Source organism: Nitrospira sp. KM1 (assembly GCF_011405515.1).
Classification (GTDB): Bacteria; Nitrospirota; Nitrospiria; order Nitrospirales; family Nitrospiraceae; genus Nitrospira_C.
In genome coordinates this window covers 242,968-269,530 of sequence record NZ_AP022671.1, presented here as the reverse complement: position 1 = coordinate 269,530, position 26,563 = coordinate 242,968, and the positions used below count along the sequence as shown (strand labels likewise).

14 protein-coding genes are annotated in these 26,563 nt (G+C 53.6%); all 14 read left to right on the top strand.

Annotated features, from left to right (window positions below; all coding sequences use genetic code 11):
- Positions 1-334: 334 nt before the first annotated feature.
- Positions 335-3,037, top strand: a complete 2,703-nt coding sequence (locus tag W02_RS01255; RefSeq protein ID WP_197742104.1) for a peroxidase family protein — start codon at positions 335-337, stop codon at positions 3,035-3,037.
- 472 nt (positions 3,038-3,509) lie between these two features.
- Positions 3,510-6,026 carry a hypothetical protein gene (locus W02_RS01250; RefSeq protein WP_370467996.1) on the top strand — a complete coding sequence of 839 codons (2,517 nt, stop codon included), beginning with the start codon at positions 3,510-3,512 and terminating at the stop codon, positions 6,024-6,026.
- A 25-nt stretch (positions 6,027-6,051) separates the two neighbouring features.
- Positions 6,052-8,091, top strand: a complete 2,040-nt coding sequence (locus W02_RS01245; protein ID WP_173044020.1) for a GMC family oxidoreductase — start codon at positions 6,052-6,054, stop codon at positions 8,089-8,091.
- An 18-nt stretch (positions 8,092-8,109) separates the two neighbouring features.
- Positions 8,110-8,487: a hypothetical protein gene (locus W02_RS01240; protein WP_173044018.1), complete on the top strand. Its 378-nt coding sequence runs from the start codon at positions 8,110-8,112 to the stop codon at positions 8,485-8,487.
- A gap of 554 nt (positions 8,488-9,041) precedes the next feature.
- Entirely contained in the window at positions 9,042-12,098 is a 3,057-nt protein-coding gene (locus W02_RS01235) for a filamentous hemagglutinin N-terminal domain-containing protein (RefSeq protein WP_173044016.1), read from the top strand.
- A gap of 56 nt (positions 12,099-12,154) precedes the next feature.
- Positions 12,155-15,736, top strand: a complete 3,582-nt coding sequence (locus tag W02_RS01230) for a filamentous hemagglutinin N-terminal domain-containing protein (RefSeq protein ID WP_173044014.1) — start codon at positions 12,155-12,157, stop codon at positions 15,734-15,736.
- On the top strand, positions 15,733-17,532 hold the full coding sequence (locus W02_RS01225) for a ShlB/FhaC/HecB family hemolysin secretion/activation protein (protein WP_173044012.1): 1,800 nt from the start codon (positions 15,733-15,735) through the stop codon (positions 17,530-17,532). Before W02_RS01230 ends, W02_RS01225 begins: the two co-directional genes overlap by 4 nt.
- A gap of 16 nt (positions 17,533-17,548) precedes the next feature.
- Positions 17,549-19,876: a CHAT domain-containing protein gene (locus W02_RS01220; RefSeq protein ID WP_173044010.1), complete on the top strand. Its 2,328-nt coding sequence runs from the start codon at positions 17,549-17,551 to the stop codon at positions 19,874-19,876.
- A 79-nt stretch (positions 19,877-19,955) separates the two neighbouring features.
- Positions 19,956-20,720 carry a DUF928 domain-containing protein gene (locus W02_RS01215; protein ID WP_173044008.1) on the top strand — a complete coding sequence of 255 codons (765 nt, stop codon included), beginning with the start codon at positions 19,956-19,958 and terminating at the stop codon, positions 20,718-20,720.
- 624 nt (positions 20,721-21,344) lie between these two features.
- The gene (locus W02_RS01210) at positions 21,345-21,530 is read left to right on the top strand and encodes a hypothetical protein (protein WP_173044006.1); all 186 of its coding nucleotides are present in this window, start codon (positions 21,345-21,347) and stop codon (positions 21,528-21,530) included.
- 23 nt (positions 21,531-21,553) lie between these two features.
- Positions 21,554-21,892 carry a hypothetical protein gene (locus W02_RS01205; RefSeq protein WP_173044004.1) on the top strand — a complete coding sequence of 113 codons (339 nt, stop codon included), beginning with the start codon at positions 21,554-21,556 and terminating at the stop codon, positions 21,890-21,892.
- A gap of 438 nt (positions 21,893-22,330) precedes the next feature.
- Positions 22,331-23,089 carry a hypothetical protein gene (locus W02_RS01200; RefSeq protein ID WP_173044002.1) on the top strand — a complete coding sequence of 253 codons (759 nt, stop codon included), beginning with the start codon at positions 22,331-22,333 and terminating at the stop codon, positions 23,087-23,089.
- Positions 23,090-23,179: 90 nt separating this feature from the next.
- Complete coding sequence (locus W02_RS01195) at positions 23,180-25,120, top strand: PAS domain-containing protein (RefSeq protein WP_173044000.1); 1,941 nt, start codon at positions 23,180-23,182, stop codon at positions 25,118-25,120.
- Between the two features lie 474 nt (positions 25,121-25,594).
- Positions 25,595-26,560 carry an ABC transporter substrate-binding protein gene (locus W02_RS01190; RefSeq protein ID WP_173043998.1) on the top strand — a complete coding sequence of 322 codons (966 nt, stop codon included), beginning with the start codon at positions 25,595-25,597 and terminating at the stop codon, positions 26,558-26,560.
- Positions 26,561-26,563: the final 3 nt, after the last annotated feature.

Genomic DNA, 26,563 nt, shown 5'->3' with positions numbered 1-26,563 from the left:
GGACACGATACCATTTCCGAAGTTGTCACAGGGTTTGTCAACATACTGCTTCACGGCTATCGCCATATTCGCCTGTGCAGGTTTCGACCGATCGAGTCGCCTCAAACCTATGCCGTCATCTCATTGCAGTCAAAGACCAACCCACAGGCAGCGATGCCTTTGGTGGACCTTGTTAGCCGTGCTGGCCGTTAGTGGCTGCAACGACGCCGAAGATCTTGTCGCTTGTGCAAAAAAGGATCTCGACGGTCCCCGACAACTCGCGCATGAGAGGAGTACTCGCTTTCTAGGAAAAGTCCGGGAAGAAACGGCTCGTTGCCGTGGTGGAGACAAGGCTGTGTCCCAACGGAGCTTGCCTTGGGTCGACTGGCAGAATTATTGGGCTGCAGGCGACAGCCACTCCAGACATAGCCGCGCATCACGGCTGATCCAATCCCTGCCGGAGCTTTTTCAAGATGCCTTGGAAACAGTCCGCATTCTGGCGCCGGATCGGAGAGGAATTCGAGGCGCATTGCTCGATCTCGAATATCAGCGGATGGAGATGATCAGGTTCAATTTGTTCGATAACGGTGGGAGCTACGAACAGTACATTCGCGGCCCTGCCGGTGATGGGACCGATGGCACGGCTATAAAACAGTGGCTTCATCTTCAAGGGCATGATTCTCAGAGTTGCACGGGGCAAGCGATTCGCTTTCGCCGTCTCGATGGAATGTGCAATGACATCGACAATCCATTGATGGGATCCACGGGACAACCATTCGCCAGGAACGTTCAGTTTGAAACGACGTTTCCAGACGAGGCCAGAGATGAACTCTCACGAAATCGGCATGGAGGCCGAATCGGGTTATTGAAACCAGATCCTCAGTTGATTAGCCATAGATTATTCACCCGCCTGCAAAGTCCGCTAAACACATGCGAAGGCTTACCAGGCAGTGCACCGGAAGCGACCTGCGATTACCAGATGGCAAATTCCTTCAATGTGCTCGCCGCTTTTTGGATTCAATTCATGACCCATGACTGGTTCTCCCATCTCAAGGATGGCCATAACCGCCTGGCTGATGGACAACCTGACGTAATGCCGATCGGCCGATCGAGCCGGCGAATAGATCGTTCTGATCTTACTGAGGCAGGGAAACCATTCTCCGACGGATCGGGTCGTCTTGCGCAGGCGTACAAGACCACAAACAATCATGTCACTGCTTGGTGGGATGCATCACAAGTTTACGGCTATGACCAGATTTCATCCATGCGGGTGAAGCGCGATCCTCAGGACCGGTCACGCTTACAAACGGTGCAGATCGCGTCACAACGTCAAGACAGTCAGGGCTACCTGCCGGTCTTGGATCTCACGGATGTACCGGCAAGCCCGCAATGGGCCGGGCAAGAGGCGACGGCTTTTCCTGATAATTGGTCCATCGGGTTAAGTTTTTATCACAATGTGTTCGCTCGTGAGCACAATCGTTTCGTCGAAGCCTTTAAGGAACGTGCCCTCAGAGCAAAGGCGACTGTTGACGAAAGCGATGATGACAGCGGTCTGCGCAATCCCGACGAGCCGCGCAAAGTGATCCGTTGGTGGGACGTCACCGACGACGATCTCTTCGAAGTCACGAGGCTCGTCATCTCAGCCGAAATTGCGAAAATTCATACCATTGAATGGACGGCACAGCTTTTATACGACGAACCCCTTTATAAGGCGATGACCGCCAACTGGAATGGGTTATATGCCGGGACCTGGTTGGGACTGTTCGACACTCAAGAGCCGATTGTCGCCTCCGCCTTGAAGACCATATTGAAATCTGCCGGCGTCAAGCATGATGAGAAAGAACAGTTATATTCCGCGTTTGCGGCAGGGCCTGGAATCATCGGGCAGGGCAATCAACATTGCCGGTTGTGGTTCACACGCTGCTGGAATCTGCTCGACCGCTGGAATATCGCCAACAGACAGGACATCAACGGCGGGACAAACCATTTCGGCTCACCGTTTAATTTTCCCGAAGAGTTCGTGACGGTCTACCGGTTGCATCCCATGGTGCCGGATCTACTCAACTACCGGGAATTGGCCGATGACGCTGCCGACACTTCAAACCAAATACAGCGCAAGATACCCGTCGTGCGAACAGTCGGGCGTAACGCGACCGCGTACATGCGTGAAAAGGGGTTGGCGAACTGGGCTCTGTCGATGGGCCGTCAACGTCTGGGCAGACTCACTCTCAACAATCACCCCCAGTTTCTGCAAAACCTGCCGCTCGATCGGCTCGGAAAAGCTAATCGGATCGACGTTGCGGCATTGGATCTCATACGGGATCGTGAACGAGGCGTTCCGCGCTTCAATGAATTCCGCCGGCAGTATGGCCTGAGAACCTTGACCGGTTTTGACGACTTTATCGATCGAACCCTCGGCGAGAACACTCCTGAGTTAAAGCGGCAGAAAGATCTCGTAATCAGCTTGCGAGAAATCTATGGCACCCACACATGCGATCCGCGCAAGACCATTACCAGGGCGCAAACCAATGAGGACGGAACACCCATCAACGATTGCTTGGGCCATGAGAAAAATCAGGGCTCCCACAGGGCGCTCGTTGTGGATAATATCGAGGATCTTGATACCGTCGTCGGGTGGCTGGCAGAGCCAATACGGCCGCATGGATTTGCCATTTCAGAGACCCAGTTTCAAGTCTTCATATTGAATGCTTCGCGGCGTCTGTTCAGTGACCGGTTCTTTACATCCAGCTTCCGGCCCGAATTCTATTCAACACTTGGGATCGAATGGGTGAACAATAACGGGCCGGACGGAAAGCTGTATGAACCGGAGAAATCGAACGGCCGAACGGTGGAGGTATCTCCGTTGAAACGGGTGCTCATGCGAACGATTCCAGAATTACGATCTGAATTGAAACATGTCGTCAATGTGTTCGATCCATGGGCAAGGGACCGCTGTGAATATTACAGCCTGACGTGGATCCCCAGGGCTGATGCGACATCAGATCCCGATTTTCAATCGAACTCAGCTCAGAGGACATGCAACGTGAATCCAAACTGATTCATGGTACCTACTTTTTGATTCTATTTGACTCCCCCTCGATAGGTCTTTCCAGCCATATTGGTTCCAGCTACAAAGCAATCTAGTCCTCTCCTAATACACGGTTCATGATTTTTCTATTCTGAGTGCACGTCGGTATCGGCAACGGCACAGTCATTGCTGACATCTCGATCGACTTCCCCTGTTAATCAAGACCTTGCAGTCGGCTATGGGCCTCCTTTGCAGCAGCCATGATTCAATTGTCTGAAGCTAAGTCAGACTCACCAAACAAAAATGCACGTATTACTGAAATCCGGCCCTAATCGTAAGGGTTATTGCCACATTCCTGTTAATGGCATAGCTAGGCGGCTGAAAAGCCATACGGCAATTGAGTTTCCAAGCCTAGTCCATAACAGGAGTTAATCGAGCAATGAAAAATCTCTGTGTCATCAACAACCGGTCTCGTCTACGAACGATCATGTCAGATCAATCGATGAAATCCGGATCGCTTGTGATCCTGTCAATCGTCCTTCTCATGAGCTGCGATACATTGTCCTTGAATAAGTCGTCTGGCACCCCCGGACAGGTCGTCGATGAAGCTCGTCGAGCCAATCGGAACGCCGCATCCTTTCCACCGGCAGACGAGGATTATTTTAAAGACATGGATGGCGGCGCGGCACTGTCTCCGGCGGAAGTCAAAGGTCGCAATACCTGGATCGTCTGGACCGGAGGCAATGACAAATTCTGGGATGATCTCTCGCGACGCAGTTTCGGAACGCTGGATTTCCTCAAAACGCTCTCTTCCCATCCAAATCTCAAATTCAGCCGGGACAACAGATGGTCTTACCTGGGTCTGGTCAATGAACCCTGTTTTGAAAAGGCCACCGGACCTGATCCTTCGCGATTCGGGCTGTGGCTGGATAAGCGCATCGCGAGTCCAGACTGTCAGGCCGATCCGTTCGAAAATGAAGCAAAGTATCCGGGCGTCAAGACCGGGGCTCGCGGCAGAAACCTGCCGGTAGGCTCATTCTACGGATATGCCACAGGCATCGTGGGTCTTCGCCTGTTCCCCAATCCCGATTTCGATGAAGAAGCAGCCAAGCAATGGGATCCCAAACGCTATTACGAAGATCCAAGCTACTATCTGGCAAAAAATCTAGTTAAACCGTACCGCGTTGGAATGTCCTGTGCATTCTGTCACGTGGGGCCAATTCCAACAAAGCCGCCAACGGATGCTGAACATCCAGAATGGAAACATTTGAGTTCGAACGTTGGCGCACAATATTTTTGGATCGATCGCATCTTTTCTTGGGAAGCGGATCAGACCAGCTTTCCCTATCAAATATTCAGGACATCGCGCCCCGGTGCCCTCGATACCTCGCTGGTCTCGACGGACAGCATCAACAATCCACGAACGATGAATGCAGTGTATGAGCTGGGCGCACGCCTGGAGATGGCCAAACGCTGGGGTCATGAACTGTTGGACGGCGGCAGCCTGAATAATCGCCAGTTCAACGATTATGAACAAGCGTTGAGGCAATATGACAAGACCGGCCGCACAGCAGAATTTGCCAATTCATTTTTCAAAGCTCCTGCCACCGTCTGGACAACCCGTGTCTTGAAAGACGGCTCGGACTCCGTGGGAGCATTGGGCGCGCTCAACCGCGTATTTCTCAACATTGGCCTCTTCAGTGAAGAGTGGCTCTTGCACTTTAAACCCCTGATCGGCGGAGAACCGATCACGCCCATCATGATCCGCGACGCTCGAAACAACTCCAGCTATTGGGAGTCGACGGAGGCACAGACGCCGAATCTGGCCCTCTTCTTTCTGAAGACCACAGGGGCGCACAAACTCAAGGATGCCCCCGACGGCGGCAAGTACATGACACCAAACGCCGAGCTGCTTCTGCACGGCAAGGAAGTGTTTGCGGAACGGTGCGCTCGTTGCCATTCGAGTAAACTGCCGACACAAATAAGCGGCCTCGATCCGCATGGTTGCGCCGGTTCGGACTATTTGAACTGCTGGAATAAATATTGGCAATCGACCAAGACCGAGGAGTTCAAGCGCGAGATGAGGAAGATCGTCTTGGCGGATAACTTCCTTGAAAACAACTTCCTGTCGAACGACATGAGAGTGCCGGTGACGCTGCTCGAGACGAATGCCTGCAGCCCGCTCGCCACCAACGCCATCGAGAACAATATTTGGGACAACTTCTCATCACGATCGTATAAAGACCTCCCCTCGGTCGGCACGATCACCGTGCACCATCCGATCACCGGAGAAGCCCGGTCCTATCAGATGCCGGCAGGTGGCCGGGGCTATACACGCGTGACGTCTCTGGTGAGCCTGTGGTCCACCGCTCCCTACCTTCTGAACAACAGTGTCGGCCGCTTCAATCCGAGTCCGAGCGTCGATGCCCGCATGACTTCATTTCAGAGTTCGATCGAACAGATGCTCTGGCCGGAAAAGAGAGACAACGATCCCATCCTCGGCAACAAGGTACCAGGGGTCATCGACCGCACAACCGCGACCAGCTATCTCCGAATCCCAAAGGGATTTCTTCCAGACTTCTTGCAGGACGTCATAGAACTGGAAGAGAAGATTCTCCCCGACGTACAGGTCCTTCCACCGATCTTTAAGGAAGCCGGTATCGAAGTGGGACCGATCCCCAAGGGAACACCCGTCAACCTCCTCGCAAATCTGGACATGCTCCCGGATGATGCAGGATTTTTCCAGAAGATCGCGCACAAACGGAAGTTGGCCAAACTCCTGATAAAGGTCAAGAAGGCCCTCAAAGCCTTGCCGCTAAATGCGAGTGACGAAGAAGCGCGAAAGGTGTTTTTGGAAAAAGACCTCGTGGAACCGCTACTCGAGCTCAGCAAATGCCCGGACTTTGTCCCAAATCGCGGCCACTACTTCGGAACGGATCGGTTGAGCAAGGCAGAGAACGAGCCCGGACTGAGCGAGCAAGATAAACGCGCGCTCATCGAGTTTTTAAAAACATTCTGACACGCTCGTACGCGAAGGACATTGGATGGAACCCATTTCACGGCGAACCTTCTTGAAGTTGGCGAGCGTAACCAGCTTGACGTTCTCTCTGGGAAGCTGCTCGCTTCTCTCCCCTCTCCCAGCTAGGCCGAAGTCCGACCAGTGCTCAGTCCCAGGATCTCCTGGCGACACGGAATTCGATTACATCGTGATCGGCTCCGGGGCTGGTGGCGGCCCTGTGGCAGCAAACCTGGCTGAAGCCGGATATAGCGTGCTTTTGCTCGAAGCCGGGGGCGCCTACGAAGACGCGAACTACTCCGTCCCGGCGTTTCACCCATTATCAACCGAGGACCAGAACCTGCAATGGAATTATTTCGTGCGGCACTATGCTAACGATAGTCGACAGAGCAATGACACCAAGCGGGATAAAAGTGGAAAAGGCATCTGGTATCCCAGAGCAGGCACGTTGGGGGGCTGCACCGCCCACAATGCCATGATCACCGTCTACCCGCACGAGAGCGACTGGGACCGGATCGCCGCGATCACCGGTGACGCCTCGTGGTCATCGGACAAGATGCGAAAGTATTTTCAACTCGTCGAACGCTGCCAATACACATCACGCACTTGGGATACCCTAACCGGAGGGCGTCATGGGTTCAACGGCTGGCTCTCGACCGAACGGCCCAGGCAGGAGACGCTGGAGCGGTTCGTGAAACAAGATCCGCAGCTCCAGCGGATTCTCGCCGCCGTCGCGCTCACGACCTTGGAAGACCTGCCAGGATCAGTTCCCGAGGCATTGATCCGTCAGGCGATTCCCAAATTGTTCAGTGCCGCTTTGAAGAAAGACATCAATCACATGGATTCCATCAAAGACCGGCCGGAGGGTCTGTATCTCACGCCGCTGGCCACTAATGGAGGAACGCGAGCCGGCGTTCGAGATCGGATTCGAGAGGTGCAACAGAACTGTCCTGGCCGGCTGACCGTCAAACCCAACGTTCTCGTCGGCAAGGTGCTACTCGGCAATGCAAGTACATCCTCCTCAGGGCTTCGCAAAGCAGTGGGCGTGGAATGTTACGAGGGGGCACACCTCTATCGGGCGGACCCAAAGAACGTCGCGACATGGCTGGGGGTAAAGACAGTACGAGCCAGGCGCGAGGTGATTCTCTCGGCCGGTGCGTTCAACAGTCCTCAACTGCTCATGCTGTCAGGAATTGGGCCTAAGTCACAATTAGAGCGGCATAGTATTCCTGTACAGATCGACCTGCCGGGCGTGGGGAAGAATCTGCAGGATCGCTATGAGGTCGGAATCGTCTTCAAGATGAAAGAGGATCTATCGACGCTGGCCGATGCGAAATTCGAGGCCGACGAACAGACCGATCCCGCCTACCGTGAATGGAAAGAAGCCAGCCCCGATGAACGTCGTGATGGAAAGGGATTTCTGTACTCCAGCAACGGCGTGGTCATTGCGGTATTGAAACGTTCGAGCGTCGCCAAGAATATGAAACAAGATCCTGACTTATTCATCTTCGGCCTGCCATCTGATTTTCGCGGGTACGAACAAGGTTATACCAAGAACATTACGATCAAGAACCATTTCACCTGGCTTGTTCTCAAGGCCCATACCCGCAATAGCGGAGGGGAAGTTACGCTGCGATCCAACGATCCCCGCGATACACCGGACATCAACTTCAAATATTTCGAAGAGGGCAACGACGCCAATAAGGGAAGAGAAGACCTTGAGGCGATGGTCGAAGCCGTGACCTGGATTCGCAAGATGATGAGCCGGCTCACGGCCGAGGGACAGGCAGAAGAGATTTGGCCGGGACCTGGCATAGTCGATGATGCATTACGGGATTGGATCATGAATGAAGCTTGGGGGCATCACGCGTCATGTTCATGTAAAGCGGGAGCGATGGACGATGCAATGGCAGTACTGGACAGCAACTTCAAAGTGCGGGGCACGACAAACCTACGGGTGGTCGATGCATCGGTCTTTCCGTACATCCCGGGGTTTTTCATCGTGACACCGATTTATATGATCGCGGAGAAAGCGAGTGAGGTGATACTGACGTCGGTTCACACATAGTCATGAGGAGGTGCGCACATGATCAAGCCTGGTCCTCTTGTCGCCTTCGGGTTTATTATTTTTCTGACTGGTTGCGCAGTGCCATGTGCGCCGCCTGGTCTGCTTGCCGACGATCCGGTAATAAGTTGTTTTTACCAGCTTACAATTACCAATGTGGACATGAACAAATACCAAGTAACGGCCAAACTTCCATCCATAGTTTATGAGAAGGATGATAAAGAATCAAAGTATCCAACGGATAAAAGTAAGTTTGCTGGCCAGCCGTTTACTTTTCGGGTTCATGATTTAGACAAGCTTGGAAACCAGTTGGAACAGAACAAGACCTATGAATTTGTAAGGATAGGGAACTCTGCGTACCTTGAGCTTCTTCCTGGAGGACCCATTCAGGTTCCTTGAACATAAACCCAAACATCTTCAAGGAGGTGCGAGATGCGTGTGATTAGGTTCTTCCCTATCATTCTGATTTGTCTGCTTACCGGCGCGCAGGTCCTCTTGCACGTTAGTCGCACAGATGCAGGACACATCTGTTGTGCGTGGAACAAATGCTCATATTTCCCTCATTGTTCTTGTCCTGGTCAGGGAAACTGTCCCTACATGCGATCTTCTTCCCCTAATCAAGATGCGTTGCAGGCCTACACTCCCATCAGCGATGTGAGAATAGATATTAGGACTGCGCGCAGCTTGGACAGTACTGACAGACTGTCGCAAATGTCAGGCCTCAGTGATTGCGCCAGACAAAACTCCGCATTGTCCATACTCCGTGATGCCGGAAAACCTTTTGAAGTTAGGTGGTTTGACATGACCGAGGAGACTACATACGACAGCGCGGCGTTGATTGAGATTGCAGTCAACGTGACCCGATAACGGACCAGAAAATGTATTGAGCCGGATCTGTATCAAAATCCGACTCAATACATCTGGATTGCGCTGCATATAGAGGACGGTGAATTATGAAACAGGCGATTTCACTCTTGCTGACTGCTTTTCGTCTTTCTTGTCTCCCCTTGATTGTCCATCCTATTTTGGGTTTTGGCTCCCTAGTGAGTTTTAGCCATGCCCAAGTAACCTCGACGACAGGAGTCAACGGACTTAATACCCAAGTGACCAAAGTTGGCAATGTGTACGAAATTACTCAAGGCACGCGCTCTGGCTCAAACATCTATCACAGTTTTGGCACCTTCAGTGTCGGTTCCATAGAGACCGCCAGGTTCCAAACTGCCAATCTCACACCGGACATTACGGTGGGAAATATACTTGGGCGTGTAACAGGAGGGCTTCCTTCAAATATATTCGGAGCCATCGATAGTGCCGCTTATTTTCCAAATGCCAGCCTTTTCCTCATGAACCCCGCCGGGTTTCTTTTCGGACCAAATGCTGCGATTAGTGCGGGAGGAATGGTAGCCTTTACAACGGCCGACTATCTTCGGCTTGCTCAAGTAGGAACTCTCAATTCTGGAGTTTTTCATGCCGATCCAACTCAGGTAAGTATCTTGACAAGTGCTCCTGTTACAGCCTTTGGGTTTCTTGGCTCCAATCCAGGTGCTATCGTCGTCCAAGGGAGTCGCTTCTCAGTCTCGCAAGGACAAGGCATCTCCCTGATAGGCGGTGACATTACCATCGAGAGCGAACCCGTGGGTCCCAATAGCGGTCAGGCTGCGCAACTTTCCGCTCCAAGCGGTTCTATTCATCTGGCAAGCGCCAAATCCCCAGGAGAATTCCTGGCAACAACATTGGATCGAGCGGCGAATGTTGCGGGTAAATCCTTCGGATCGCTGGGGGATATTCAGATCTCTAACAAATCTGTCTTGGATGTCAGCGGCGATGGAGGTGGAACAGTACTCATTCGAGGTGGGCGTTTTCTAATCGATGATTCCGTTATCTCTGCAAACACGACAGGCCCAGCAGCTGGTCCGCTGCGGACGCCAATTGGAGCAGGTGTGGACATTGAAGTAGTACAAGACGCGATCATCAAAAATGGCTCAGTCATTGAAACAAATGTTGGCAAAGACGTGCTTAAAGGATTAGGGTCCGGAGGAGTACGCGTAAAAGCTGAGAGCATTGAGATTCTTGGCGTCTTTGACAGTGATGCCGAAGTTATTGCTCCTACTACTATCCAATCCAGCGTCGCAAAAGACAGTATGGGGGGTCCAAGTGGAAACATCGAACTCGAAGCCAGGTCCATACTTTTAAAAGACTTCGGTAGTCTAGAAACTCTGACCGAAGGTATAGGCGACGCCGGCAATATTCTCCTGAAGGCAAATAACAATATCGATATGGTTTTCGGAAGTGTCTTTTCAGGATCTATCAATGCAACAGGTAATGCGGGAAATATTGAACTATTAAGTACAAACGGAAATATTCTTGCCAGTTCCACCATCATCCTTTCTCAGGCGACTGCCACAGACGGAAACGCGGGCTCCATCGCAGTGAAGGCGCCGAGGGGAGATATTCTTTTGGGTGACGCTTCCGAAGTTTCTAATTTGACCTTTCGCGGGGGAACACTACAAGGGATTCAGATAGAATCCAACAACCTCACACTGAGCGACAACTCCATTATCGCTGGAAATAATTTTAGCACTGTGACCCCAGGCAATATTTCTATATCTCTTCCAGGACACTTAAGTCTCAGTGGGGACTCACACATCGAAACCGTGGCACGAGGGTCTGCCCGTGCTGCTGACCTGACAATAACAGCGAACAATATTAGTTTGACTGATGCCAGTTTCTTGTCGACTGAATCCAGAAGTTCAGGAAATGGCGGACAACTCAGTATTGTTACTGAAACCCTTCAACTTACAAGTGGGGGACAAATAAGGAGCCCTAGCACGATTGGCATCGACCCCGTTCGTGGTACGCCTGTTGTTCCTTCGGGTGCGGGTGGAACGGTCAATATTCATGCTCTAGGCAATTCGACGAGTACGGTGATGATTGATGGCGCCGGGAGCGGTATCTTTACCAATACAGTTGGTACTGGAACAGCTGGAAATACATACATCGCGGCTCAGACTTTGACCGTACAGAATGGTGGAACGATCTCTGCAGCCACGTCTGGAATATCGTCATCTGCCACAGGCGGAGCGATAACCGTTAACGCGAATCAAGTCAATCTCATGAACGGTGGGCTTATTACTGCAGCATCGACAGGTATGGGTGCAGGCGGATCAATAGTAATCAATTCCACAAATTCCCTCTCTAGTAATGCCGGAGTCATTAGCACCACTGCATCTCAGGCAACTGGTGGAAGCATTGCAATCACAGCCAGTCAAATGGTCAACCTTACTAATGGCGCCACTATCTCGGCCAGTAGTACAGGCCCTGGCAATGCCGGGAATATCTTTATCAACGCCGGCCAGCAATTGAACATGCAGAAGGGATCGATCACCACCGAGGCCGCGCAGGCGGCTGGAGGTAATATCGACATTCGTGCGGTGGATATTGTGAACCTGCAAGGCAGTGCCGTCAGCACCTCGGTTCTCGGCGGCACCGGCAGTGGAGGAAATATCACCATCGATCCAAACACTGTGCTCCTACAAAACAGTCAGATCCTGGCGAATGCCGTCCAAGGCAATGGCGGAAATATTTCGATCACGACGAATTTGCTGCTGCCCGATGCGACCAGCCTTATAAAGGCCTCTTCTGAATTTGGTCAGAACGGAACGATTATGATTCAGTCCCCCATCTCCCCTGCCAGCGGAAAGATCATTCCACTATCGCAACGTCCGCTCACGGCGGCAACGCTTCTCAGCCAACGCTGCGCGGTGTTCGCCGCCAGCGGCGAAATGAGCAGCTTTACAGTCGCAGGTCGTGATCGCCTTCCGATTGAACCAGGAACCTGGCTTGCCAGTCCAACAATGTTTAATCCGATTACGCCTTCGTTTCTAACTCTCGAGTATTCAGGCCATGATGACTCAATTGGCGACTCCCCGATTCTTGCTTTAAGACAGATCGCGCCGGCGGGATTCTTAAGCCAGGCATTTGCTCCGGATCCATCAGTGGAGTGCGGATAAACATGGAACGGCATTCATTTATCCGGGATATGAACTGATCTTCAAATAATTTGCATATGTCACACGCATCATTCTGCTCAAGGCTGCTGTGTGCACTCCTTTTATCGGGAATTGTGATTGGACTTTCAGCAGAGGCGCAGACGACCGCCCCCATTACGTCCTCCGGACTCAATACTCATATAAGTTCATCACAAATTGCTGGAGGAGTACTTCAGCATGACATTATCGGTGGAACCAGGGCAGGGGCAAATCTGTTTCACAGCTTCGGCAATTTCAATATTCCGGCCAATCAAATTGCGAACTTTCTCAATACGCCGGTGAATGGCAGCTTACCAATTACCGCCAATATCCTGGGTCGTGTCACCGGCGGAAACGTCTCCAATATTTACGGAAGCATCCAGACCACCGGCTTTGGAAATGCGAACCTCTTCCTTATGAACCCCGCTGGGTTCTTGTTCGGACCCAATGCCACGGTGAACGTCGGAGGCATGGTGGCGTTCACGAGTGCAGATTATCTCCGGTTTGCGGATGGTGCACGGTTCAATGCCGCTTCGAATGCCATAACGGATACGTTGCTCAGTGCCGCTCCTGTGGCTGCATTTGGATTCCTAGGTTCCAATCCCGGGGCAATCATGGTTCAAGGCAGCCAGATAACCGTCTCAGAGGGAACGGGCATCTCCTTAATCGGGGGGAATATCACTTTAGAAAAAGCAAAAACAGACAGTGGTACAACTCAGGCAACTAAGCTCACCGCGCCGGGTGGTCAAATCACTCTGGCGAGTCTAGCAGGCAATGGAGAACTCAGCACTTCCGGTGATGTAAGCGGTCTCTCGACTCCCGCCAATGCAGTTGGCACCGGCACAATTCAACTTCTGTCCGGATCCGTGGTGCAGACGAGTTCGAGCAGAGGGAATGCCGGGCCGATTTCAATTAGAGGCGGGCAATTTGTAATGGAAAATGCTTCGCTCGAAGCAAATAGCTCATACCAGACCGCTAATGCATTTACCGGCTCGACCACCCAAGGGGACATTTCCATTCAAGTAGACAGTGCAAATCTAAGCAACGGCTCGACGATTACCACGTCTACCAGCGGTGCCGGGAAAGCGGGGAATATCATCTTCGAGGTAGGATCGTTGCGCAGTAATCTGGGAGGCGATGGCGAACCGCTCAGCAATGCGTGGCCCGTGACTTTTGCCAGCAACAGCAATGGCCAAGGCACTGCAGGTACCATCTTCATCAAAGGCCGTGAAGGGCAGCGGGCGGAGACGATTACACTCAGCAATACGAAGGTAATCGCAAACGCGACGGAGGCGACCATTCCCGGTCCTACCAGCGACGGTATCGAGATAACGGCCGAGAAGGTCGTGCTTCTCAATGGAACGGTCCTATCGGCAGATACCACCGGCGGTGCAGATGCCGGATTAATTACGTTGAATGTTGGAACACTGGAAACTCGGGCCGGACCTGATGGTCGCGTCCTGATCTCAAGTACGAGTATTTGTGCACAGGGGTGCGCAGGCGGCCAGGCCGGCGATATTACCATTCAAGGTGTTTTGGGTGTGACTCCGACGGTGACCAAAACGTATACGTCGGTCGTCAATCCGGAAGGAGGGCCGACAGAAGTTTTCGAATACCCCCTCGCTCGGAATATCGATCTTCACGGGACGGACATCCGCTCCGAGGCCATCGGCAATGCCCCCGGAGGGGCTGTGATCATGAGGGTTCAGAATCAAGCCTCCTTCACGGACACCCATATCTCAGTCGCAACGCAAGACTTCAACATCAATGGAAACAAGCCGAATGGAGAGTTTGCGCGAAATGCAGGGTTCAGTCGCATCGATATTTTTGCCAACGATGTCATCTTGAAAGACAGTTCGATCAAGGCAGACGCGGAAGTCTCCAATCTTGCAGCTTGTCCCACATGCACCGAGGGGCCGAGCGCCGGGGAAATCTGGTTGCGGGTCCAAAATTCACTTATTGCGGATAACTCGTACATTACGAATACAAGTCGAGGGAGGGCTCAGGCGGGCATCACGAAGATCATCAAAGACAATTTCTTTTCGTACGGCGCCGTCTGGGAGCCGGATTACCCCGATCCTCCGACCCATTTAGTCAAATTGACCAATTCGGAAATTACCGTCGAGGCTCAAGGCACGGGATTCCCAGGATACCTCAGAATCCGTGCCGATAAAGTCATCATGGATCATTCGATTCTCAATTCGAAGGTGAACGACGTATCGAATGGGATAGAGCCCAATGGAGAAACGATCGACGTCGTCGGTGCGGGCGAGAGGGGACGAGTTCTTGCACATGGACGGGATGTTCAGGGAACTATTCTCGTGTCCGCAAAGATCTTGGACATCATCGGTGGAGGAATCGATGCTCCCACGCAGGGCAGCCGCATCGGCAGCCGTATTGAATTGGCCGCGGATGTGGTGACGACTCAACAAGGGAATAGACCCGGAGGAACGCTCGCAGCTCCACGCATTCTCAATGCGCAGGATCCGACCCGAGTTGTCATCTCAACCAATAGCACGGGAATAGGTGGCGCAGGAAGTATCACCATCGCTGGAGAAAGTGTGCAGGCGCCTGAGGGGACGCCCTTGCGGCCGGCAGCCTCCATCCGTCTGAGCGGAACCGATGTCTTAACGGATACCAAGAGCGATGCACTCGGAGGACAAATTTTCCTCAACTCACGCGGTCCTGTTCAACTGCACAACACGACCATTTCTTCCAATGTACACGATGTCCGTCCACAGTCTGCAAATGTCACCGACCAAGGCGGCAATATCGCTGTTTCTGCCGGGAACTTTTCGATGCTCAACAGCCAGATTTCAAGTCGCTCGAATGGGAATCAGGACAGCGGCAGCATCGCCATTACTTCACAAGGATCAATCAACGCCGCGGCGGGTTCGGGTATTTCGGCCAGCAACACTGGAACGGGCAATGCCGGCGATATCACGGTCAACAGTGGTGGCCAATTCACTCTCATGAACAGCTCCTTGACAACAGAAGCCGATCAAGCCAGCGGGGGCGTGATCAAGATTACCACTGCCCCCGAAGGGACAGTACAGCTCATCAATAGCATGATCAGCGCGTCGGTCTTGAATGGAGCTGGCGGCGGAGGCAGTGTAAATATCGATCCACAGTACGTGTTGCTTCAGAATAGCCAGATTCTTGCTCAAGCGGTGCAGGGTCCTGGTGGCAATATCTTCATCACGACAAACCTTCTTCTTCCGGATTCGAACAGCACGATCTCGGCATCCTCACAACTCGGACAACATGGCTCCATCACGATTCAATCCCCTATTGCTCCCGCCAGCGGGAAGATCATCCCTCTTTCGCAACAGCCTTTGATCCCAACGGCACTGCTCGGTCAGCCTTGCGCGGTACAAGTCGCAGGGGAATTCAGCACCTTCACGCTTGCGGGGAGAGATCGTCTGCCGATTGAACCTGGAAGCTGGCTCACGGATTCAATACCATCAGGGATCACGGAGACACTCGTCGCCAGTGTCCCACAATCGCTCACGAATACATCTGATGATGTGCCTTCCATTCTCTCCTTGCGACAAATATCCCCAGCAGGACTTCTGACACAGGCGTTCGCACACGAAACTCAGGTTGGTTGTCGATCATGATACATCGCGCTGGGGAACCGGCGCCCCGGTCCAGGCTTTCGCGTTTAAGGGATTGTTTTGCCTGCGTGATCATCGGCGTGCTTATGGCATTGGTCGGCGTGTCATCATCTTTTGCGCAGATTGATCCCACCGGTAGATCTGGAGAACCGCCGGGCCCGCTTAAGGAAGAATTCGAACGTCCTCAACCGCCACCGAGTCCTGTCTTGCCAATCGTTCCTCTTCCCCCAGAATCAGAAATTCCTCAGCGGCCCGGCACTGTGCAGGTCTTTGTCCGCGATATTTGGATCGTCGGAAATACGGTCTTTAGTGAAGCAGAAATCAACGAGGTCACGAATCCGTATAAAAACAGGATGTTATTTACCGAAGACCTCGAGCGGCTTCGGCTGGCTCTCACTCTTCTGTATGTCAACAAAGGTTACATCACCTCCGGTGCGATCATCCCCGATCAAGATGTCGTTGCAGGAGTCGTGACGGTTCACATCGTGGAAGGCACATTGTCCGGCATCAACGTCGAAGGAAATCGTTGGTTCAGGTCTTCCTACATTCGCGACCGCATTTCACTCGGCGAGCGAACTCCCGTCTCACTTGGCCCCTTGCAGGAGCAGCTTCAACTCTTACAACAGGACCGCCGCATCGAACGGGTCAATGCGGAACTCCGTCCCGGGGACAAGCAAGGCGAGAGTGTCCTCAATGTCAAAGTCTCGGACAACCAACCATTTCATGCAAGGCTTGAAGTCAACAACTACCAAACACCGCTTGTGGGTGAAATAAAAGGTATCGGAACGCTGACCCACGATAATTTGACCGGGCATGGCGATCCGGTCAGCATTAGTTATGGGCAATCTAGCGGTGCATTCCCTATTGTGTTTGGCTCCTACGAACTTCCCTTCACGAAGTACGGCACGTCCTTCTCACCCTACTACCGGCGTTACGACTTCAAATTGATCGAACAACCGTTCCGCCCGCTTGATATTCATACCAACACGGAGATTATCGGTATGACCCTCCGTCAGCCGATCTATCAGACTGTCACCGACGAGGTGGCGCTCTCGATAACCGGGGAACATTTGTACACGCAGTCATTTTTGTTTTATGGCACCCCGGACCAGATGACGCTCAATATCTTTCCAGGATTTCAGAATGGCGCAGCGACGGTATCAGCGCTTCGTCTTGCGCAGGAGTGGACGCATCGCACCATCGACACGGTGCTCGCTATGCGGTCCCGCTTCAGCGTCGGCTTAAACGTCCTTGGGGCTACCATCAATTCGAATCCTGATACTCCGGACGGGCAGTTCTTTTCTTGGCTCGGGCAAGTACAAGCCATCAAACAGTTCAGCGAAAAGCTGCTCGGCATGCAACTGCTCGGCCGCATGGATCTTCAACTGACCAACTCCCCTCTCTTCCCTCTCGAGCAGGTCGCCATGGGCGGCCGCTATAGTGTCCGGGGCTACAGGGAAGTGACGATCATCAGAGACAATTCATTCATTGCATCGCTCGAGCCACGTTTTCCGTTGTATCGTTGGGCGAGCGGCGAACCGATGTTTCAATTCGCGCCGTTTGTGGATGTCGCTCATGGTTGGAATCTCGGCCAAAATCGTCCATCGGTCACGGCTCCGATCAGCACTTTTCCTGATACATTGGCGAGCGTGGGGGTCGGCCTACGATGGAACATTCTCCCAAAGGACCGAGCGTCGTTCGAAGTCTATTGGGGACAGCAATTGAATCACGTACCCAAAATAGGGAATACCATCCAAGATCATGGCGTGCATTTGGGTGTAGTGGTAAACCTCTTCTAGAGGATGATGAAGGAAGATGCGCACCGTCTATGAAAGACAACGGTTGAGCTGTTGGCTGGTGATTCTCATCATATCGGTTGGAAGCCTGGTGTTGCCAATGATATCAGTAACCGGCGCCGGAGAGTCCACATCACCGGACAGCTTGATGTCGCAGGGGCTTCGGTCCTACCGTCAGGGCGCATTCGATCGCGCGCTGGCGGAGTGGAAACAAGCCGCAGCCCACTATGAGCAAGAAGGCAGAACCAAAGAGCAGAGTCAGGCATTGGTCCAAGCGGCGCAGGCCTCGGCATCAATGGGGCAAACCAGCCAGGCGCTACAACAACTGGACCTCGCGTTATCATTGGCATCAAAGGCAGGTGACCGCACATGGACGGCTTCCGTCTTGGAGAATCTTGGACGTACCTACATTGCCGCCCGAAACTCAGCTGCAGCAACGACAACGCTCAAGCAGGCGCTTGAGATGGCTGAGGCGGATGGAAATGGGCAACTCACGGCGTTGATCCAAAATGATTTAGGGGTTGTCGCGGTCCTGGAACATCAGGATGGTGAAGCACTTTCATTGTTTCTGGCGGCGGCAAATGGAGCCGAAGCTACCGGCGATCGATCACTCATTGCACGTGCGAATATCAACGCCGCCCGTATGGCGCTGAAGTTGAACCAGGCTGAAAACGCCAGAGACTATCTGGATCGTTCGTCTGACGTGCTCACCCGGTTCGATCCTTCTCATGAACAATCCCTCGACCTCATTGAAGTTGGCTTAGGGTATCAACAGCTCATACCACTGATGCCCGCCATGCATGCTCCTCTGTTGTTGCGTTCTGCCGGCGTGTTGGTCGAAGCCGCAAACGTAGCGCACAATATCGGAGACAAGAGAATGCAGTCCTATGCAGACGGTTATTTGGGACTTCTCTATGAAACAGAATTCAGAAACGATGAGGCCCTGCATCTAACCCGGCGGGCGGTATTTTCCGCTCAAGCTGCCAATGCGCCGGAATCATTGTATCGCTGGCAGCGGCAATTGGGACGCCAACTGGCCGCAGCGGGAAAGTTGGATGAAGCAATTAGCTCTTACGTTTCCGCCGCCGAGACGCTTCGTCCGATACGGCAAGAAGTCGCCGCCGCTTCTGAATTCGGAGCAGTGACAGGCGATGATTCGGTTCGCGGATTGTTCTTTGAGTTCGCCGACCTTCTGCTCAAACGGGCTTCCTTGACGGCTGATCCTAAAATAGCCGAGCAGTATCTCCGCAGCGCCCGTGATGCGATCGAAGCATACAAGGCCGCGGAACTTCGCGATTACTTTCGTGATCAATGTGTCGATACGCTGCAGAGCAAACTAACCAGGCTGGACACGGTCTCTCCAACCACGGCGGTCATTTATCCGATCGTCTTCCCCGATCGGACGGAGCTACTGGTCAGTTTGCCGGGGACATTCACGCGCTTTTCTGTCCCCGTGACGGCTCAACTCCTGACGCAGGAAGTCAGGGCGTTCCGCCGAACGGTTGAGAAACGGACCTCTCGGGAATATCTTCCTCATGCACAGCAAATGTATGAGTGGCTGATCCGTCCGATTGAATCCGAATTGATACGTCTGAAGATCGAAACGCTTGTATTTGTACCTGACGGAGTGTTGCGGACCATACCCATGTCGGCACTGCACGACGGCAGCATGTTTCTTATTCAAAAATATGCCGTCGCATTGACACCGGGTCTCTTCCTCACCGACCCACGTCCGTTAAACCGTGAAAATATACGGTTTCTTGCAGGCGGACTGACTAACTCCGTCCAAGGCTTTCCGGCTCTTCCCTACGTCGCCGAAGAGGTGAAATCTATCCGGACTCTTTATGATGCCGATCAGCTGCTCAACCAGGAGTTTCGGACTCCGAAGCTGGAACAGGAATTGCGTGAAAGCAGGTATGGGATTCTTCACATTGCCACACATGGGAAATTCTCAACCGATGTCGACGATTCGTTTCTTCTCACCTTCGACGGAAAGCTCACGATGAGCAATCTTGATCGTTTAATCGGTTTATTCCGATTTAGACAGGATCCGCTCGAACTGCTTACCCTGAGCGCCTGCCAAACGGGAGTCGGTGACGACCGTGCGGCATTGGGCCTGGCCGGTGTAGCAATTAAGGCCGGGGCGAGGAGCGCATTGGCAACGCTTTGGTTCATCAATGACGAGGCTTCAGCGACTCTCGTCACAGAATTCTATCGTCAGCTTCGATCGCCTGGAGTATCGAAGGCCAAGGCCATGCAAAGCGCACAGATCAAGCTCCTGGAAGATCGTGTGTACGAGCATCCGGCCTATTGGTCGCCATTTTTGTTGTTAAACAACTGGCTATGACTGGAAGTTGAAGGTTTGCTACAATGCGACACGGCAATCGGATCTATTTAATCTTTCGGCCATCATGAAAAAAATCTCAATGTCATTCGGACCTGTTCCGACTCGAGTTTGGAGGGGACTGACCATCTTATCAATTTTACTATGTGGATGGCCTTCGACTCCGGTCTTCTCCGAACAATCAAATCAACAGATTGAAGCTGTTTCAGACAATTCGGAGCTTCCCGTCTACAACCCCCCTAAACGAATCAGCCCGCGCGCCAGGGTCGGCGGGGAACTTCGTGGTACAGAGGGTAGCGATCCCGAACTCGTCGCATTGGTACCGGACCATGTGGCGTTGACGATTCGGGAGACTCCTGTGTTGAACTGGTTTCTCTCGAAACAGACCAGTCATCCGGTCCATTTCACCCTCGTCGACAGCCGATCGATCAAACCAGTCTATGAAGCGCCGATTTCCTCACCGAAGGAACCCGGCGTCCAGCAGATTCATCTCAAGAACCTAGGCCTGACCCTTGAACCGGATGTGCAGTATCGGTGGTATGTCTCAATCATTCGCAACCCCGAATCGCCGTCCCAGGATATCGTGGCCGGCGGTATTATCGAGCGGTGTGAATTCAGTGAATGCATTACCGGTATGCAACCCAACCTCACCTGTAACGGGCAAAGCGTATTGGACAATGCGCGACATGGGTTCTGGTACGATGCGATGGCCTGCCTCTGTGAACTGATCGACGCGAACCCTTCTGACGTGCCCCTTCGACGACAGCGAGCCGCGATGTTGAAGCAGGTCGGTCTCCATGGCGTCGCCGAATGGGACCTGCGATCCATTCGAACCACCTCACGGTAATTCCGAACGCACTGTTTCCTTCCTGATCCATCTCTACTTGTCTAGCAGGATGTTGAAAAAGTCGCTCATGTCACCCGCCCGGACGTGCCAAAACACGCCTTCACCAGGCTTTGTTCTCGCGGGACACTGTCGCCTCACTATCTCGGCGACGTTCACAGGCGTGCCGTGCCTTATTCGGCACGGCGTGAACCTCAGAGGCTCAGCGTACGGCGAGTAAGAGCGGCTTGGGCCGCTCAGGGCGGCGGGTGAGACCCGAAAAGACGACTGTCCCCGCAGTCGGCGGGCGGGCGGGCGGGTGAGAACCAGCCTTTTTGAACATCCTGTGAGCTCTTCCGACCCGATCAGCGATCATACCCGGCTCTGTGTTTTCCGGGATCCAAAACAAACTGCCTGCTAGATTGTTTCGTAGATCAATTCTGATCCAGAGCAGAATCTATTTTGATTCACGGCCATTCGCCATCCCTGTCTTTTGAATACCTCTCATCTAAAATTTCCCAATATTTACAATGTTTCTTGGATGAAGTGCGGTCGCGCAGTACGACAAAGAAGGCACAGAGCTTGCTGAATGCGACTATCAATTACTTCGTCATGAACCCGCAACTGAGATTAGGAAAGGAATCCGCCATGACACAGGAACTTGTTCTCGCCGTGCTGCTCGTGGGGCTCATAGGGCTGGTTTGGGCCATGACTTTTTCCGTTCTGACCGAAGAGGTGACGGCACGTAAGGATTCTCATCATGAGGAAGCGTCTCAATCGGTCGGTGGACCCCATGTAGATAGTCAATCCAAACAACGATCGGTGACTGCATGAAGTCAATAATGGAGCAGGAACATATGAATACTACAAATGGCAAGACCGCCTCATCCCTCCATCATAATGGGAATGGTCGAATCGTCCGCACCTCGACTGTCAGAAAACGGCGGGTGACCATCACCCTGCCGGCAACTCTTCTCGACCGGATGCGAAACGCGGTGTATTGGACTGGAACAATCCCCCTTGCCCAGCTGATAACCGATGCGCTCGAACGGACAGTGAACGATATGGAACTCATCAACGGAGGAACATTTCCGGCCCGGCTCGCACCGTTGAAGCGTGGCCGTCCCCGGCTCCTTCGTCTCATTGCAACACAACGACCACCGGCGCCTCAGGCTTCAATGGGAACATCTCTTTAAGAAGGCCCGGTCAGCTTCTACGTCTCGAACGCTGTTGCGTCGGAGGCAACCGTGTTTGACTTGTCTTGCCAAACACATACGCGCATCTGGCTTGTGAGACTTCCGCCTCCGCATGACGAGAATAGGCACTTTCGCGAACGTGTCCATTCGGCCTGCTCTCAATACGTAACCGCTCCACACCTACCTCTCTGGCGTATGAGACTACCCCAGGCACAGTGCCCTCTGCGCTCCTCCACATCGTTAGTCCGCGATGGAGGAGAATACTCCGGACAACCGGTGTCGGAAGGAAGGGCATGCATGTTGAATTGAGCCGATGGGCATACTCGGTCTCCGTCGCGTCTTGAACATCAATGTGATGACCCCTGTCGTGCCGAAGAGCGGCTCCCCGTCAACGTCGAGTCGATGTTGGGAGGCAAGTTGGCGCAGGAATTAGAACTGATGAAGGAAGAAGAAACCGTGAGTGTTGTCTCCAGATACGATCAGCCGATCTCCCAGACTCCCTCCAACGTCTCCGTCATCACGGATGAAGACATCCGTCAATTCGGCGCCACAGATATTCCGACTCTCCTTCGACGCATACGGGTTGCTACGAATCCGCCCCTGCCTCCCATCACAACTTCCATTTTGGGAAGATCGAATCTGGCTCCGGAGCAGATTATTTCGTACGACGCGGGGGATCGGAGCTGGTACTTCAACCATCGCATGAAAATACGTGCCGACGGCTTCTTCAGTCACCTCTCCGATCTCATCAGTGTTCGCAACCAATCGCCAAGCGTCTCGGCATATTCCAACGATCAGGGCTCTGCGGACATCTATGGGGCAGAAACCGGAGTCGACCTATTAGTGACCAGATGGCTCACGGGATTTGCCAATTATTCTTATGATGACATCCGCCAATACTTTACCGGGCTCGTCAGACGCGGCGGTCCACATAACAAATTCAATGTTGGACTGCGTGGAGAATGGGAAACTGGAATCAGTGCGGAAGCCTTGTACCATTATTATGGTTCAGCCCTCTCTCCACCGGAACAGTCTTTCGCCGACTTCGCCCAACAAGGACTCGTCCCGCTTCCAGATCCTACGGGCGGAGCCTATAACCTCTTGAACCTCCGCACCGACTATCGCTTCCGGCGGCACAAGGCCGCAGCCGGCTATCCACGCGACGCAGAAGTCGCCGTGAGCGCTTCAATGCATTGAATGACAAGACGAAGGAGTTTCCGCTTAGTGAAGAAATCGGGAGGTGCGTCATGGCCTGGCTGACGGTGAGATTCTACGAGGAGGGGTTCGATGGCTGCTGTCGTGACGTCTGATCATTCCGTTCTCGTCGTAGAGGATAATCCGGACCTGGTGATCGGGTTGCAGGACCTCTTGGAGCACGAGGGCTATCAGGTTTCGGTGGCGGGCACTTGCGCCGAAGCATTGGCACAGGCTCATAGCCGGGCATTCAATGCGGTCCTGCTCGACCTAGGTCTACCGGATGGAGACGGTTTGGATGTCCTCCATACGCTTCAGCAACTCGACCCCTCGCTTCCGGTTGTCATCGTCACGGCATCGACCTCAACGGAAAAGACGATCGGTCAATTGTCAAAAGGCGCGTTCGCCTATCTCATAAAGCCGTATAACCGGGAAGAATTGCGTGCTATTCTCCGGCGCGCGATCGGCGTCAAGGATTTAGCCGCGCGTGCCGAACATGCCCAGTATGCGCTGACGGAGAGTGAAAACCGGTTCAGGTCGCTCGTCGAGTCGGCCAGCGACGCGATCGTCGTCGCGGATCAACAGGGATATGTCGTCTCGTGGAATCAAAGTGCAGCTCGACTCTTTGGCTACGAGAAGGCCGAAATCGAAGGGCGGCCCCTCACTATGTTGATGCCGGTTCGCTATCGCGAAGCGCATGAGATGGGGCTGGATCGCATGAGGACGGGCGCGCCATCCAAGATAATCGGACGGGCAGTTGAGTTGTTCGGCCTCCACAAGACCAAGCGTGAGTTTCCGATCGAATTATCATTGGCCGCTTGGAAGACGCGCGAAGGACTGTTTTACAGCGGGATCATCCGTGATATCTCCGAGCGGAAACGCGTACAGGCAGCCATCCAGGAAAGCCGCGACCGGCTGAATCTGGCCCTTCGAGCCGGTAAGCTCGGTACCTGGGATTGGAGCCCCCGCTCTGGCACCGTTGTCTGGTCTGATAATGCCGCTCAACTGTTTCGCCTTCCTCCCGGTACTCAGCCATTCGAGACGTTTCTGGCCCTCATCCATCCTGAGGATCGGAGAGAGGCGGCCAGAAAGCTGATTGAGGCCACCGTCACCGGTACTGAATACATGGACGAATTCAGGATCGTTGGGCCCGATGGAACGATGAGATGGGTTGCTTGCGCCGGGCAGTCCTTTCGGACTGACGGAGAGGAGTCCGTTCGTATGATCGGAACTCTACAGTGCGTGACCAAGCAGAAAGAAGCCGAACTGGCTCTCCGAGAGAGTCAGGGCTTGATCAACCAGATGACGGATATCATTACCGATGTGTTCTGGATGACGGACCCGAACAAGAATCAGATTTTGTACATCAGCCCGGGTTATGAAACCATTTGGGGAAGGTCTTGTTCATCAGTGCGGGCGTCTCCGCGATCCTGGGTCGAGGCGATCCACCCTGAAGATCGTGAACGCGTTCTCCATGACTCTCTGACGAAACAAGTGTCCGGCGACTACAATGTCGAATACCGGATTACTCGCCCGGATGGGACGATTCGGTGGATTTGGGACCGGGCATTCCCGATTCGTAATGCACAGGGGCAAGTCTATCGGATCGCGGGGCTGGCTGAAGACATCACCGACCGTAAGCGTGAAGAATCGACCGGAAGACATGAGGACGAGCATGTGCGGCTCGCGATGGCCGCCGCAGGTATCGGCGGCTGGAAATGGTATGTCGCAAGCGGTCGCATGACGTGGTCGTCTGAACTGGAACGGTTGTTCGGAATCGCTCCTGGATCGTTTGCGGGCACCCAGGCAGCCTGTCTTGAATGCATCTATCCTCCCGACCGCGCAGTTGTGTCGAAGATGTTTCGGCGTGCCGTGAAGCCTGGCTCGGACATTCGATTTGTCCATCGCCTCCTCAGTCCGGACAAGACCTTCCGCTGGCTCACGTGGGTGGGGTCCGCCTTTGCCGATCCTCCCGGATCTCCTGTGCAGGTGGTAGGTGTCGTGATCAGTTCCGACAGGCGCCCCGACGTCTAGGAGGCTGTGGAAAAACCCTGTGGGTACGCCGGAATTGCACTGGCCGAGACGTCTGGAATAACAGGCGTACGCCATGCAGGATGCTCAAAAAGGCCGTCCAGCGAGGTCGCAACGAGGTCCGCGGCGCGAAGAATAATGAGCGCCACGTTTGCGGACGGGCGCGAGTCAGTGAGCGCCCAGTGTCTTCGAGGCGAGGCGTAATCTTTCTCACCCGCCCGCCCACCGACTGTGGGAACAGTCGTGTTCCCGGGCCGTACGTTGAGCCTCTGAGGTTCACGCCGTGCCGAATAAGGCACGGCACGCCTGTGAACGCCGCCGAGATAGTGAGGCGGCAGTGTCCCGCGAGAACAAAGCTTGGTGAAGACGCGTCTCGGCGCGTCCGGGCGGGTGGGTGATATGAGCGACTTTTTCAGCATCCTGCTAGGAGGCGTATGATGTGCACGGGGTTCGGACCGCTGCTCGGATGGGTCGTGCATGGATAGACCTGCTGGAAGGCTGAACGATTCACGAGTGGCTGTCGTCGCCTTCTGCATTTCCGTTGCCTTCTTCGCTCTGCTGTTCGTTGCCGTACTCGCTTTCACGCCTGCGTATGCCCTCGATATTGCGATCCTTCAATCCTCGGACATTGCCGCCTACCGCGAGGCCATCGCAGGTTTCAAGGCCGCCGCTCCAAACGCGGCCGTCTATAGCGAGTACGATCTCCAGGGCGACTTGGAGTTAGGAAAGAAACTCGCCAGAAAAATACGTGCATCCGATGCCTCACTGGTCCTTGCTGTCGGCCTCAAGGCCGCGCTAGCCGCCAAACTGGAGATCGTCGATGTCCCTATCGTCTATATGATGATCCTCGATCCGTTGAAGCACCAGCTCTCCGCTCCCAACATGACCGGGACCATGCTGGAGGTTCCGGTCGATCGTCAGCTGAGAATCATCCGGCTTTTTCTTCCCGATACGCACCGTCTCGGCACACTCTACGATCCAAAAAAGAATGCGCTCAAGATCAAGGAAGCGAACCAATCAGCGGCCGCCAATGCGTTCAAACTCCAAGAGTTGCCGGTCGACAGCGAGCGGGACGTGCCGCAACAGCTTCGAACGCTTCTCTCGGTCAACCAAGCCCTTTGGCTGTTGCCCGACTCCACCGTCCTGACCAATGAGTCGGTGCGTTTCATTCTGGACTCGGCCTTCGAACGAAGCGTGCCCGTCATCGGTTTCTCCCCCGAGCTCACCCGCTTGGGGGCACTGCTCAGTATTTCGGTTCAATACGGTCAGGTGGGACGAGAAACGGGCTTGCTGGCCAAGGCCATCCTCGACGGCGATAGGTCTGCGCTCGCGAAGCCCGTACCCATCGATCGCCTGAAGATTACCGTCAATTTGAAGACGGCCAAATTCTTGGGTCTTTCATTTGCAAAGGAATTGAACGGGATTATCGACGAGACGTACTAGCGA